Source organism: Paracoccus angustae (assembly GCF_042648745.1).
GTDB lineage: Bacteria > Pseudomonadota > Alphaproteobacteria > Rhodobacterales > Rhodobacteraceae > Paracoccus > Paracoccus angustae.
On the sequence record NZ_JBHRXY010000019.1, the window covers coordinates 26580 to 39833 of the forward strand.

General features: G+C 62.2%; 11 protein-coding genes. 9 read left to right on the top strand and 2 right to left on the bottom strand.

All coding sequences use genetic code 11. The features are described from left to right. Nucleotides 1-346 precede the first annotated feature (346 nt). Nucleotides 347-580: a hypothetical protein gene (locus ACFOM8_RS16760; protein WP_377763229.1), complete on the top strand. Its 234-nt coding sequence runs from the start codon at nucleotides 347-349 to the stop codon at nucleotides 578-580. Nucleotides 581-701: 121 nt separating this feature from the next. Here the strand turns inward: ACFOM8_RS16760 and recD2 are convergent, their stop codons facing one another. Continuing rightward, nucleotides 702-2900: an SF1B family DNA helicase RecD2 gene (recD2, locus tag ACFOM8_RS16765; RefSeq protein WP_377763231.1), complete on the bottom strand. Its 2199-nt coding sequence runs from the start codon at nucleotides 2898-2900 to the stop codon at nucleotides 702-704. Nucleotides 2901-3576: 676 nt separating this feature from the next. On the opposite strand from recD2, the gene ACFOM8_RS16770 reads away from it, so the two are divergent. Further along, nucleotides 3577-3801 (top strand): DUF1127 domain-containing protein, encoded by a 225-nt coding sequence (locus tag ACFOM8_RS16770; RefSeq protein ID WP_377763232.1) that lies wholly within the window; start codon nucleotides 3577-3579, stop codon nucleotides 3799-3801. A gap of 502 nt (nucleotides 3802-4303) precedes the next feature. Continuing rightward, on the top strand, nucleotides 4304-4525 hold the full coding sequence (locus ACFOM8_RS16775) for a DUF3072 domain-containing protein (RefSeq protein ID WP_377763234.1): 222 nt from the start codon (nucleotides 4304-4306) through the stop codon (nucleotides 4523-4525). 269 nt (nucleotides 4526-4794) lie between these two features. Here the strand turns inward: ACFOM8_RS16775 and ACFOM8_RS16780 are convergent, their stop codons facing one another. Then, complete coding sequence (locus ACFOM8_RS16780; RefSeq protein WP_377763235.1) at nucleotides 4795-5958, bottom strand: OmpP1/FadL family transporter; 1164 nt, start codon at nucleotides 5956-5958, stop codon at nucleotides 4795-4797. A 253-nt stretch (nucleotides 5959-6211) separates the two neighbouring features. Here ACFOM8_RS16780 and ACFOM8_RS16785 point away from each other — a divergent pair, with 253 nt between their 5' ends. The 6 genes from ACFOM8_RS16785 to ACFOM8_RS16810 all read left to right on the top strand — a co-directional run bounded on the left by ACFOM8_RS16785 (nucleotide 6212) and on the right by ACFOM8_RS16810 (nucleotide 13245). After that, nucleotides 6212-7219 (top strand): IS30 family transposase, encoded by a 1008-nt coding sequence (locus ACFOM8_RS16785; protein ID WP_377763237.1) that lies wholly within the window; start codon nucleotides 6212-6214, stop codon nucleotides 7217-7219. Continuing rightward, nucleotides 7216-7545, top strand: coding sequence for a helix-turn-helix domain-containing protein (locus ACFOM8_RS16790; RefSeq protein ID WP_377763238.1), 330 nt, complete (start codon nucleotides 7216-7218; stop codon nucleotides 7543-7545). The genes ACFOM8_RS16785 and ACFOM8_RS16790 overlap by 4 nt, the downstream gene beginning before the upstream one ends. Before the next feature lie 95 nt (nucleotides 7546-7640). Continuing rightward, nucleotides 7641-8234 carry a TetR/AcrR family transcriptional regulator gene (locus ACFOM8_RS16795; RefSeq protein ID WP_167624013.1) on the top strand — a complete coding sequence of 198 codons (594 nt, stop codon included), beginning with the start codon at nucleotides 7641-7643 and terminating at the stop codon, nucleotides 8232-8234. Nucleotides 8235-8365: 131 nt separating this feature from the next. Next, entirely contained in the window at nucleotides 8366-8917 is a 552-nt protein-coding gene (locus tag ACFOM8_RS16800; RefSeq protein WP_240544835.1) for a TetR/AcrR family transcriptional regulator, read from the top strand. Nucleotides 8918-8940: 23 nt separating this feature from the next. After that, entirely contained in the window at nucleotides 8941-10125 is a 1185-nt protein-coding gene (locus ACFOM8_RS16805; RefSeq protein WP_167624011.1) for an efflux RND transporter periplasmic adaptor subunit, read from the top strand. Nucleotides 10126-10134: 9 nt separating this feature from the next. Further along, entirely contained in the window at nucleotides 10135-13245 is a 3111-nt protein-coding gene (locus ACFOM8_RS16810; protein WP_167624010.1) for an efflux RND transporter permease subunit, read from the top strand. Nucleotides 13246-13254: the final 9 nt, after the last annotated feature.

The following is a 13254-nucleotide window of genomic DNA, read 5'->3' on the forward strand; positions in this document are numbered from 1 at the left end:
GGGCAAACATTGATCACGCTCCGCCTGCTTGGTGGCCGGGTAGTTCTGTCGCGTGTCGAACGGCCTGCAGGCCAAGCAGCCTGCGTTACTCATCAGCGAGACGAATCCCTGCTGGCGGATTGATTCCGATTTGTCATTGGACCTGCCGGGAGCCCAGGCGCAGACTCTTGGCCATGATGCTAGAAACAGGCCGCAGCGCTTCCTCGGACGGTAATCCGGGCGACGACCGGGACCGGTTCCAGGCGTGGCCTTGCGCCGAAGCCCTCCGTTGTTGCGGCAAAGCCCTCGGCAGCAGGCCTCATACCATTGCTGCACGCCATCTCCATGACATAGGGAGGACACGTCCATGCCCAACTTCACCGCGCATCAACATCCGGCCCTGGCGGTTGGATGCCCCACTTGCGGCAAGGCACCTGATGAATGGCGCTGCGGCGCCCGCGGCCAGCTGTCGCCCGATCTGCACAGGGCGCGCCAAGCGGAGGCCGACCGTGAGTTCGTCGAGCAGTATGGCGATCTTGCCGCCATCGTTCCTGCCGCGAGCGGTTGGCTGATCGACCCCCATGGACGCGAGCGGGACTGAGGGTGGCAAAGGGCCTAGCGGCCTTGTGATGAAGATACGCCGCCCTCTCGGCTCGCAGCGAACTTGTACGCTCCTTGTGCAGGGGATCGGTTCGTTGACAAGCTGAAGGCCCAGGATACCGTCAGCGCGCCTGACCAGCAGTCAGCCACTCGTCGAGCTTCGACCAGCGGCGGCGTCCCGCGGCATTCTTGACCGCGATCGCCACGGCGCGCTTTTGACCGACCAGTACCACCAGCTTCCGGCCACGGGTCACGCCCGTATAAAGGAGGTTGCGCTGCAGCATGGTGTAATGCTGGGTCATCACCGGGATGACCACGGCGGGGTACTCTGATCCCTGGCTCTTGTGGATGGTGGCGGCATAGGCCGGCACCAGGGTGTCGAGTTCGCCAAAGGCGAAGACAACCGTGCGATCGTCAAAGCGGACCGCCAGTTCGCCTTCATCCGCATCGACATCGGCGATGGTGCCGATATCACCGTTGTAGACGTCCTTGTCATAGTCGTTCTCGACCTGCATGACCTTGTCGCCCGGCGCAAAGGTCCAGCCGAAGCGCTCGATCTTCTTGTCGCCGGCGGGGTTCAATGCCTTCTGCAGCTCGATGTTGAGCGAGCGGGCGCCGACACCGCCCCGGTTCATGGGACACAGGACCTGGATGTCCTTGATCGGATCGAGGCCGAACCGCCGCGGGATGCGCCGGCTGACCAGTTCCACAATGCGGGCCACGGCCTCCTCGGGATCGCCAGCCGGCACGAAGTAGAAGTCCGAAGCCGTGTCCGGGTGCGCGAGCTCCGGCATCCGACCGGCATTGATCGCATGCGCGGTGGTGATGATCTTGCTTTGTGCGGCTTGGCGGAAGACCTCGGTCAGGCGCACCACCGGCACAGCGCCCGAGCCGATGATGTCGGCCAGCACCTGGCCGGGGCCGACCGAGGGCAGCTGGTCGATGTCGCCTACCATCAGAAGTGCTGCGGTTGTGGGCACGGCCTTCATGAGCGACTGCATGAGCGGCACGTCGACCATTGAGCTTTCGTCGACCACCAGCAGCTCGCAGTCGAGTGGGCTGTCCTCGTTGCGCTTGAAGGCGAAGGCCTTGGGATCGAACTCCAGCAGGCGGTGGATGGTCCGGGCCTCCAGCCCGGTGGTCTCGGTCATCCGCTTGGCAGCGCGGCCGGTGGGCGCTGCGAGCAGGAGCTTCACACCCTTGGCCGCGAGGATGCGCAGGATGGCGTTCACGATGGTGGTCTTGCCCACACCGGGTCCGCCGGTGATTACCGTGACCTTGGATTTGAGCGCCAGGCGGATCGCCTCGGCCTGGCTCGGGGCCAGGATGAGGCCGGTCTTCTCCTCGATCCAGGGCAGGGCACGATCGGTATCGATGACGGGCCAGGGCAGGGGGCCGGTGCCGAGGCGCCCGAGGTGGCCGGCAATGGCGCGCTCGGCCCCATAAAGCCCGGTCAGGAAGATGCAGTCCGCCTCGCCCACTCGGTCCGCGGTGACAGAACCTTCCGCAAGCTCGTCGCCGATGGCGTTCTCGATAAGGGCAGGGGGCACGTCCAGCAGCGTCTCGGCAAGGCCGGTCAACTCGGCGCGCGGCAGTCCGCAATGGCCGTCGCCCATGGCCTCGCTCAGGGCAAAGGACACGCCTGCCCGGATGCGGATGGCGGCGGTCTTCTCGATCCCGAGCTTTTCGGCGATGGTGTCTGCCGTGCGAAAGCCGATGCCGCGGATGTCGCGAGCCAGGCGATAGGGGTTCTCGCTCATCACCTGCACGGCATCCGTGCCGTAGGTCTTGAAGATCCGTACCGCGCGTGCCGTTCCCACGCCATGCCCATGGAGAAAGACCATGATCTCGCGGATGACCTTCTGGTCCGCCCAGCCGGCGGTGATCCTGGCGGCCCGGACAGGGCCGATGCCGCCCACGTCGCGCAGGCGCTCGGGCTCGGCCTCGATGACATCGAAGACATCGGTGCCGAAGGCCTTCACCAGCCGCCGGGCATAAACCGGACCGATCCCCCGGATCATGCCGGAGCCGAGATACTTCTCGATGCCCTCCACGGACGAGGGCGCCGAGGCCTTGAGAAACTGCGCCTTGAACTGCAGGCCATGGGTGCGGTCGTTGAGCCAGACACCCGAGGCAGTGATCCATTCGCCCGCCGAGATCATCGCGGCATGGCCCACCACGGTGACCAGGTCCCGGTGCCCGCGCGCCTTGACCCTGAGCACGCAAAAGCCGCTCTCGGGACTGTGGAAGGTGACCCGCTCGACCGGACCGGCCAGAACCTCGGTCGGATTGTGGGTATCCGGGGTCATCACCTGCGCCATCCACAATCCTCACCAAACAAGAGCGCGGCGCCGTGGCCTGACCCGACGTTGCACTGCGTCTGGTCTTCATCGCGGGCCTTGCCGGAGCAGCGCATTCGACATCTTTCCGCATCTTCGACCATGTTGTGCCAGCAGATATATGCCAGCCAGGTCCTGATCCAAGTTCCGAACTGTTGCGGGCGAACGGATCAGACATCCGCAATCCGCACCCCACCCTCCATATCCTCCCGCTGTCAAAGGGGAGGGCACAACCAGGGTCAGCCTTCCGGGAGCCCTTTCCGATGAAGACCTCAGGTGTTTCCCTTAAGGCAGCTGCCCACCTGACAGTTTCGTCAGGCGTGTTCCTCTTGAAACACGTCAAGTCGTCCCTTCAAAGCTGATTGCTGCAGGGCGTGTTTTGATCATCGGCATCCAGCAAAGAGAATGGGCAAGCAACGCCTGCTCTTGAAGCACAAACGATCCTGAACGGATGTATCCTACAGGCCCCACGCCATCGGCCGCGGGAGGGATGTCCGCAGCTTCAGTCCTTCCCTTGCAGATGCTGCATGGCAGCATCCCCGAAGGATCGGTTGTGCATCTGCAGCGTTAGCGCCATCTTTCGACCATCGAAAGGGCGCAAGGCCAATCCGGGCCAAGCGCAGTTGCAAGAACAAAGACGCTGAAAAGGAAACCCGCCATGGCTGCTATCGCCCAGACCCACAACGCCGCTGCCACCTCTGGCATCGCTGGCCGTTTGATGGCTGCGATCCAGCACATGCAGGAAAACCGCGCCCGCCGCGTGATCTATCGCCAGACCGTGCGTGAACTGAACGCCCTGACCAACCGCGACCTGGCGGACCTGGGCATCAGCCGCGCGATGATCACCCGCCTGGCTCACGAAGCCGCCTGGGGTTCGAAGTAAGATATAGACCATCCCGCCCCTCCTCCTCCCCCGGGCCGGGACTAGTGGCATTCTTCTGCCAGAGGATGCCGCCTCCACATAGCCGCTCCATTTGCGGCACCCGATGCGACGGACCTCTCCTCCTCCTAAGGGTCCGATCGTTGGCGGCAACGGCCTCTCCTCCTCCCTGGCCTTGCCGCACCCATACGCGGCCCCTCCCTGGGCCTGCGTTCCGCGGCAGCACCCCCTCCTCCCTGGGTGCTGCCGCTTTTTCATGATGGACACCCATGCTGGAGCAATGCCTCCGAACCGACCGGCATACACGGCGTCCACAAAGAGGGTTGGTCTTATCCTCATCACCTGATCGGTTCTTCTCTGGCTGATTATGAGGTCAGCTTTACCAGAGACACCTTCATCAGCCTCGCCTTGCTGCTCATGTCCTTCGGGCTTCTGGATGGACAAGAACGGAACCAGAACATGAGGCGCGTGTTTCCTTGCAGCATCCTGAGAAAGGCAGTGCCCCATGGCCGATGAAAACCCGAAATCCCACCCGACCGACAATGCCGAGAAAGATCCCGACAGCTGGGTCAGCGGCGAAGACCCCATGACCGGCGCCCAGGCGTCCTATCTCAAGACGTTGAGCGAACAGGCCGAGGATCCCGACGCCTTTGACGACACCATCAGCAAGGCGGCGGCTTCGAAACGCATCGATGCGCTGAAAGCCAAGCTGGGCCTGGACCAGTAGGGCTTCGCTGTCGAGAAGGGGAGCGACATCCCAAAGGTCATGAGTTCCGGCAACTATGGTTTTGTAGGGCAATGCGGTGCCGATGCTCCTGGGGCGCGGCACCCTTTTTCCGAATGTATCACGCAACACGGTTCTGGTGTGGCTCCGGATGATCTGGTGCAGTGCGCTTTTGCCAATCTGACGCTGGGCGAACGCCCAGTCATTACGAGAGCGCGGCAGGCCACGGCGCAAAGGACTAAGATTTCGGAGATGCCCAGTACGCTCTGCCCTCAGAAACTGTAGCCGACCCGTATGCCGACGCCCCATGCGTGGCTGCCGTCGATCTCGGCACGGGCTGTGTCAGGCGTGCCGGTCTCGGGTCGGGTATCCCCCAGCTTGGTATAACTGATGCCGGTCGTGATCCTGATCCTGTCTTGCGTGTAGATGGCCGCCAGACTGACGCCCTTCCGGCCGTTGGCCGGAGCCAGCGGCGAGACAAGGTCATTGCCGGACTTCTCGTAGGTGAAGCTGGCCACGCCAGACCAGGTCTTGGTGAATGTACGGCCCACGCCGATGGTGAAGGTGGTGGTGTCGTCAAGATCCACAAGGCCGCTCCCGGTCACCTGAAAGAGCTTCTCAGGATCCACGCGGAAGTCAGACCAATCCACCCACCGGATGGAGCCGAAGATAAGGGTGTCAGGATCGATGCCGGTCTGGAACTCGAGGTTCCAGGATTTCGGCGTCTTGACCGTTAAGCTGGAACGTCCGTCCAGAAGCGGCAAGGCCGGCGCGGGGCCGGGTCCATCGGGATCCACAAGAGGACCGGTCTCAGAGATGTCGAAGTCATGCTCTATCACCGCATTATAGGTCAGGGACACACGAGCGGCGATGTCCGGTCTTTCCCACGACACCCCGGCCAGCCACCCATAAGCGATATCTCTGTCCACATCGACACGGTAGCCGCTGATGGGACCGAACGCTGCCCCCGCCAAGGTCACGCGTCCATCCGTGCGCGCTCCGCGGAGACCCGCGTGAACTCCGAAGCCGCTTTCCGGAACAGCAAAGCGAATAATACCGGTCAGATCGGTGTTGTTGATGACAACGCCGGTTCCGCCGAGATTGAACGAACCACTGGCTGGATAAGCGATATCGGCCCCGAATGGCTGGTCCAGGATGATGGCGGCTGACCAGAGATCATTGAACTGATGCTTATAGGCAAAGCCGAAGTTGTCGTAGGAAGACGCAACATCGCCAGTGCGCTCACCACCGGAATAGAGGCCAAGCGGCAGGTCTGTTCCTGTGATGGCGGGCGAGACATGGCCATAACTCAGCTCGAGATAGTTGCCTGCCTCGAAAAGAGGACCGATGAACTGGCTGCTCCGCTCGACACCGCCAGCTTGAAGGGTTGTTCCGCAAAGGAGCCAGACGGCTGTGCCGATACATGCGGTCTTCATGAAGGCCTCGCGTCAAAGCTCGGGTATCATCACGTCAGCGTTTGCAACTTGCTGCTGAAAAAGGATAGCATAGGATGAGGCGCCTATGGGTAAGAAACGTCCCGACCTATCGGCAGGCTATCGACGCTAAAGTAGCCTTCTTCGAGCCATGTGTTCCATAATCCTGATTATTACCACCGGATGTATAGCCTGGGCACATTCCATTCTGGAATGCATCACTCGATAGTTTCCTGAAGCTATTCAGGAGCATGTGATGAGGCGCCCTTTCACCAACCTGACGCTGGACGAACGCCGCGTGATAGCGCGGCTGCTGCAGGCCAAGGTGCCAAAGACGAAGATTGCGGCGATGCTCGGCCGTGATCGCTCGACCATCACCCGCGAAGTCAAGCGCAACTGGTGGCATGACAAGGATGTCCCGCAGGCTGATGGCTACTGGCATGTGACGGCTCAGTCCCAGGCTGACCGCAGGCGTTCCCGCCGCCGTAAGCTCGAGCGCCTCCCGGACTTGCGCGCCGAAGTGATCCGCTGCCTTCAGGAAGGCTGGTCTCCCGAACAGATTGCAGGCCGGCTCAGGATCGAACCTGGGGCTCCGCACAGGCTCTGTCATGAGACGATCTACCAGTATGTCTACTCTGCCGAAGGCCAGTCAGCGCAACTGGCCCGCCTCCTGCCCGAACGCCGCCGAAAGCGGAAACCACGCTATGCCCGCACCCCTCGCAACCGGGTTTTTCCTGTGGAAACAAGTATTCACAAGCGGCCGCCCGAGATCAACGATCGCAGCCAGTTCGGTAACTGGGAGGGTGATTTGATGATCTTCGAGCGCGCGCAGGGCGATGCCAATGTGGCCACGCTGGTCGAGCGGAAGACCCGCTACACCGTTCTGCTGCGCAACAACGATCGAAAGTCCAAGCCCCTCATGAACCGCCTGATCCACGAGATGTCGCCCCTGCCCGCCGAGGCGCGGCGCTCGATCACCTTTGACCGCGGCCTGGAGTTCGTGGCCTGGCGCGAGCTGGAGAGTGGCATGGGCACGAAGGCGTGGTTCTGCGATCCGCAGGCGCCTTGGCAAAAAGGCTCGGTCGAGAACATGAACAGGCGGCTCCGTCGCTACCTGCCCCGGGATACCGCTGTGTTGCAGCTGACGCCTCGTTCGATGAGAATGATGTGTCAGCGCCTGAACGCCACGCCCCGGAAGTGCCTGGGCTACCGGACACCCATCGAAGCGTTTCGAGATGAACTGATACGACTGGAGGCACCATGACGAACCCTGCCCCGCAGGACTGGTGCATTCAGAATGGAGCCTGCACGGCAAAGTTAAAATGTCTCACCTCTGCAATTCAGGAATGTCACACTCCCTGGATAAACATCGTGTCGATCCGTGGGAGCCGGGACATGGGATGGGTGATGATGAGCGAACGAGAACTGAACCGCGTCGAGGTTCTGAGCCAAGTGGTGCAAGGCCAGATGTCAGCTGTGACCGCGGCCGATGTTCTGGCGCTGAGCCGCAGACAGGTTCACCGGTTGCTGAAGCGGTTCGGGACTGACGGCCCGGCGGCGATCTTGAACGCTGACGAAAAAGCAGCCTAATCATTGAACCACGAACTCTCCGGTAAACCCGGGGCGGTTCAAAGCTTGGGCTGAAGTAGGCCGTTCGCTGGACTCAAATGCTTCTGGGGTGCTCCATGGCCATCAAGTCAACGCTAGAGAGTCGCAGACGGCTGCAAACCTCGCGCAAGATCCAGTGGGCGGCCCTGAAGCTGGCACTACGCTACGGCTACGATGACATGACAACCGAAATGATCGCGGCTGCGGCGGGCATCAGCCAGCGGACCTTCTTTAACTATTACCCGAACAAGGGTGCAGCGATCATCGGACCTTCAACCGGCTTCGACGACCAGGCGGCGGCATGGTTTCGGGCCTCGTCGGGCTCACTCCTCGCCGATCTTCTCCAGGCGCTGTACCAGCATCTAGCCAACATCGTCGTGGATCACAGCACCCCGCAAGTGATTGGCGAGCTACTGGGAACGTCACCGGAACTGCAGCGGATCCTTGATGGGGTTCTGAAACAGTTCGGCAACCAGATTGCGGACCTGCTTGTAACCAGAATGGGAAAGGAGGCGCGCCGAGATGCAGAACTGCTCGGCACTGTAGTCTCGCATGCCTTGGGAAACACTATTTGTTCGTGGGCCAACGACCAGGCGATGTCCGCCAACAGCATCATCGAGGTTTCCTCGTCAAGGCTGCAAGCGCTTCGCGGCAATCTGGCGCTCATTTAGGCAGCCCTTCTAATCCAGATGCGATTCATGACCAAGTCGCTTGACCCTGCCGCGGTTTATTCTATACGAACGTTCGACTATCATCCGAGGGACTCATGGGCCGAAAGCGCACGATCGACAGGGACGCCCTTATGGATGGCGTGGAAAGCGTTGCGCGCCGCGAGGGGGTAAGTGGTCTCAGCATCGATGCCCTGGCCAAGGAAGTCGGCATCAGCAAGTCCAGTGTTGTTTATGACTGCGGAAGCAAGGCCGGGCTGCTGGCGGCCTTCACTCGTCACAAGATCGGCCAGTATCGCGAGCGTTTTGGCGATGCCCTGCAGGCTCATGCCGGGCAGCCGAACGCCTGGTTGCGCGCGATGATCGACATGGGGCGCGAAGGGCCTTCGGATGACGACGTGGCGATCACGATGCTGATCAGCGCCAGCATGGGTGAGCACGCTGAATGCCGTGAACTGATGCGTGCATCCCTTGCCGAGGATGCCCGCCGCGTCGCGGCAGATGCCGAGGACCAGGGAAAGATGCTGCAGCTTCTGCTTGCGGTCCATGGCCTGTTCTTTCTCGAATGTTTTGGGCTTCACCGTTTCGATGAGATCACCCGCCAAGAACTCCTCGACGGGCTCATGAAGTCCCTTGAGGCCGACAAGGGATCGTCCGCTGCGGCCACTACCCATTCCAACAAGTAATCCTTCTTTCCGAAAGACCGACCATGCACAGATCTCGAGTCCTGACCGGGCTTCTTGTTGCGCTGCTGGCCCAGCCGGTGGCTTTGCGCGCAAGTGCGCAGGATATGCCGCCCACGCCCGTCAGCGTCCTGACCATGACACCGCAACCCTTGCCCGTGGTGAACGAGCTGCCCGGACGCGTTGCTGCGACCCGCACCGCCGAGGTGCGGCCCCGTGTCGGTGGCATCGTCGTCGAGCGGATCTTCACGCAAGGCTCTGTCGTGAAGGCCGGCGATGTTCTCTACAAGATCGACCCCGCGCCCTATGCGGTGCGCGTTGCCAGTGCCGAGGCCACCCTGGCGCGGGCCGAGGCGACCCGGCAGAACGCCCAGGACCAGCTTGCCCGCACCGAGGCGCTGCGCGAACGCCGCGTAACCGCAGGAGTGGATCTTGAAAACGCCACCACCACCCTGGCCCAGGCCGATGCGGACGTTGCCATCGCCAATGCCAGCCTCCAGGAAGCGCAGCTGAACCTGGGCTATACCGACGTGACCGCCCCAATCGACGGCGTCGTCGGGCGCGCCCTGGTGACCGAAGGTGCCCTGGTCACCGCGCAGACCGACATCCTGGCCACGATCCAGCAGCTTGACCCGGTCTATGTGGACGTGACCCAGTCATCCGCGCAATTGTTCGCCCTGCAACGCGCACGGGCAGCCGGAGAGCTGATGATGACCGCGCCCGACGAGGCGCAGGTCCAGCTGTTCTTCGATGACGGGTCGGCATACCCGCATATGGGCAAGTTGCTTTTTTCGGAAGCCAGCGTCGACAGCTCGACGGGGCAGATCACGCTGCGGGCCGAGTTCCCCAATGCGGACGGGATGCTGTTGCCGGGCCTTTATGTCCGTGCGCGGCTTGAACAGGCTGTCCGCGAAAACGCGCTCAGCATCCCGCAGATGGCGGTTCAGCGCGACACCAACGGCCAGGCCTTTGTTTACGTCCTGAAGGGCGAGGACACCGTCGAACGCCGGGACGTGTCCCTGGGCCTGACCTTCAAGAACGAATGGTTGGTCGAAGATGGCCTGCAGCCCGGGGATCGTGTTGTCGTCGAAGGGGCGCAGAAGCTGTACCCGGATGCGAAGGTCGTCGCGGAACCCGTCAATGCAAAACCTGAGGCAGCCGCCACGCAATCCGCCCGGCCTGCCGCGCAGACCGCCAATCACAAGGGCTGAGAACGCAGCATGGCACAGTTCTTCATTCTTCGCCCGGTCCTGGCCTGGGTGATCTCGATCTTTATTGTCATCGCCGGGCTGATTGCCCTGCCCCAGATGCCGATCGCCCAATATCCCCAGGTCGCGCCCCCGCAAATCCAGATCTCGACCTTCTATACCGGCGCCTCGCCCAACGAGATGTACCAGTCCGTCGCCCAGCCGATCGAGGAGGAGCTGAACGGCATCCAGGGCATCCAGTACTTTGAATCGACCTCGGACGTGTCAGGCGCGATCTCGATCACGGCGACCTTTGAACCGGGGACGGATGTCGGCACGGCGCAGGTGGATATCCAGAATGCCGTCAGCCGGGTCGAACCCGTGCTGCCGCAGACGGTCGTCGACCAGGGTGTTACCGTCGAGGAGGCCGGAGCAGGCTTTCTGATGATGGTCTCCTTGACCTCGTCGGATGGGTCGATGAACGATGTGGCGCTTGGCGATTACATCAACCGCAACGTCGTGGGCGAAATCCGCCGCATCGACGGCGTCGGTCGCGCCCAGGTCTTTGCATCCGAGGAAGCACTGCGGATCTGGATCGATCCCGACAAGCTGACCGGCCTCAACCTGTCGCCGGCTGACGTGTCGGCGGCGATCCGCGCCCAGAATGCCCAGGTGGCGGCAGGCCAGATCGGCGCGGACCCGAACCCGGTGAACCAGCAACTGACAGCGACCGTCCTGGTCAGGGGCCAGCTGACCCAACCCGAGGAATTTGGCAATATCGTGCTGCGCGCCAACCCGGACGGATCGACCGTGCGGCTTCGCGACGTCGCCGAGATCGAGGTCGGCGCCGACACCTACAACTTCGCCTCGCGCCTGAACGGCCAGCCGACGGCTGCGGTGGGGATCCAGCTGTCCTCTACCGGCAACGCGCTTGCCACGTCCGAGGCTGTGCGACACACGATGGAGGAACTGTCGGGCTTTTTCCCCGAGGGCATCGAATATGCGATCCCCTATGACACGGCGCCTTTCGTGGAAAAATCCATCGAGAAGGTGATCCACACCCTGATCGAGGCCGTGATCCTGGTCTTCGTGGTGATGTTCCTGTTCCTGCAGAACTTCCGCTATACGCTCATCCCGACGATCGTCGTGCCGATTGCACTGGCAGGCACCATTGCGGTCATGCTCGTGGCGGGCTTCTCGATCAACGTGCTGACGATGTTCGCGATGGTGCTGGCTATCGGCATCCTGGTGGACGACGCCATCGTCGTCATCGAAAACGTCGAGCGGATCATGGCCACCGAAGGGCTGCCGCCAAAGGAGGCCACGCAAAAGGCCATGGGCGAAATCTCGGGCGCGATCATCGGCATCACGCTGGTGCTGGCGGCCGTGTTCATCCCGATGGCCTTCTTCCCCGGATCGACCGGCATCATCTATCGCCAGTTCGCGCTGACGATGGTGGTATCCATTCTGTTCTCGGCCTTCCTGGCGCTGACGCTGACGCCCGCGCTTTGCGCGACCTTCCTCAAGCCAATCAAGGGCCATCACGAGAAGAAGGGCTTCTTCGGCTGGTTCAACCGCAAGTTCGATGCGGCCACCGAACGCTATGGCCGGGCGGTGGCGATGCTGACACGGCGGACCGGCCTGGTGATGCTGGTCTATCTGGGCATTGTCGTGCTGACGGGTATTGGCTTCAGTTCACTGCCCACGGGCTTTCTGCCCGACGAGGACCAGGGCTTCATCATCTCGGACATCCAGACGCCCCCGACCGCCAGTTCGCAGCGGACCGACGCGGCCATCGAGGTGATCGAGAACCATTACGGCCAGAACCCCGCGGTCGAGAACGTCGTCGGCATCCGGGGCTTCTCGTTCTCGGGTCAGGGGCCGAATGCGGGGCTTGCCTTTATCACCTTCACGGACTGGTCCGAGCGCGACCAGAGTGCCACCCAGATCGCCAATGAGGCCAACATGGCCTTGTTCGCGACCAAGGACGCGCAGATCTATTCGCTGTCGCCCCCGCCTATTCCCGGCTTTGGCACCTCGGGCGGGTTCAGCTTCCGCCTGCAGGATCGTGGCGGCAATGGCCAGCAAGCCTTGAACGCGGCGGCCCAGCAACTGATTGCAGAGGCCCAAGCAGGAGGTGTCGTTACTGGGCTGAGGGTGGAAGGTATGCCGGCGGCGGCCCAGGTGAACGTCCTGATCGACCGCGACAAGGCCCAGACTTTTGGTGTGGCCTTTGCGGATATCAACCAGACCCTGTCCGCGAACCTGGGCTCGTCCTATGTCAACGACTTCCCGAACCAGGGCCGGATGCAGCGCGTGATCGTGCAGGCGCAGGAAGAAAGCCGGATGCAGGCCGAGAACGTCCTGAACCTGACGGTGCGCAATTCGAACGGCGGAATGGTCCCGTTCTCGTCCTTTGCGACGGTGGAATGGAACCAGGGTCCAAGCCAGGTGGTGGGCTATAACGGCTATCCTTCGGTGCGGATTGCCGGGAATGCCTTGCCCGGCTTCTCGTCGGGCGCGGCCGTGGCCGAGATGGAACGGCTGGCGGCGGCGCTGCCGGAAGGCTTTGCCTATGAATGGACCGGCCAGACGCTTGAGGAGATCAATTCAGGCAACACCTCGACAATCCTGTTCGCGATGTCGATCCTGTTTGTCTTCCTGTTGCTGTCCGGGCTGTATGAAAGCTGGGCTATCCCGCTGTCGGTGATGCTGGTCGTGCCCCTGGGGATCATCGGATGCATTGCGGCGGTGATGCTGCGCGATATGCCGAACGACGTTTATTTCAAGGTCGGCCTTATTGCCATCATCGGGCTTTCCTCTAAGAACGCCATCCTGATCGTGGAATTCGCCAAGGATCTGCGCGAGGAAGGCATGAGCCTGATCGATGCGGCCGTAAAGGCGGCCAAGCTGCGCTTCCGTCCGATCCTGATGACCTCGCTGGCCTTCACTTTGGGCGTCGTGCCGCTGGCCATCGCCACGGGTGCTTCGGCGGCGTCCCAGAACGCCATCGGCACCGGCGTGATCGGCGGCATGATCTCGGCCACGATCCTGGCGGTGTTCTTCGTCCCGGTGTTCTTTGTCTTCGTGCTGGGCCTGTTCAGCCGGATGCGCCGGAAAGGCACCGAGGCTGCCGCGGTCTAAGCGTGATGC

Excerpts from the sequence above, each read along its gene's own strand:
- ACFOM8_RS16805 (WP_167624011.1), top strand. The coding sequence starts at position 8,941 with ATGCACAGATCTCGAGTCCTGACCGGGCTTCTTGTTGCGCTGCTGGCC.
- ACFOM8_RS16795 (WP_167624013.1), top strand. The coding sequence starts at position 7,641 with ATGGCCATCAAGTCAACGCTAGAGAGTCGCAGACGGCTGCAAACCTCG.
- recD2 (WP_377763231.1), bottom strand. The coding sequence starts at position 2,900 with ATGGCGCAGGTGATGACCCCGGATACCCACAATCCGACCGAGGTTCTG.
- ACFOM8_RS16775 (WP_377763234.1), top strand. The coding sequence starts at position 4,304 with ATGGCCGATGAAAACCCGAAATCCCACCCGACCGACAATGCCGAGAAA.
- ACFOM8_RS16810 (WP_167624010.1), top strand. The coding sequence starts at position 10,135 with ATGGCACAGTTCTTCATTCTTCGCCCGGTCCTGGCCTGGGTGATCTCG.
- ACFOM8_RS16785 (WP_377763237.1), top strand. The coding sequence starts at position 6,212 with ATGAGGCGCCCTTTCACCAACCTGACGCTGGACGAACGCCGCGTGATA.
- ACFOM8_RS16760 (WP_377763229.1), top strand. The coding sequence starts at position 347 with ATGCCCAACTTCACCGCGCATCAACATCCGGCCCTGGCGGTTGGATGC.
- ACFOM8_RS16790 (WP_377763238.1), top strand. The coding sequence starts at position 7,216 with ATGACGAACCCTGCCCCGCAGGACTGGTGCATTCAGAATGGAGCCTGC.
- ACFOM8_RS16770 (WP_377763232.1), top strand. The coding sequence starts at position 3,577 with ATGGCTGCTATCGCCCAGACCCACAACGCCGCTGCCACCTCTGGCATC.
- ACFOM8_RS16800 (WP_240544835.1), top strand. The coding sequence starts at position 8,366 with ATGGATGGCGTGGAAAGCGTTGCGCGCCGCGAGGGGGTAAGTGGTCTC.
- ACFOM8_RS16780 (WP_377763235.1), bottom strand. The coding sequence starts at position 5,958 with ATGAAGACCGCATGTATCGGCACAGCCGTCTGGCTCCTTTGCGGAACA.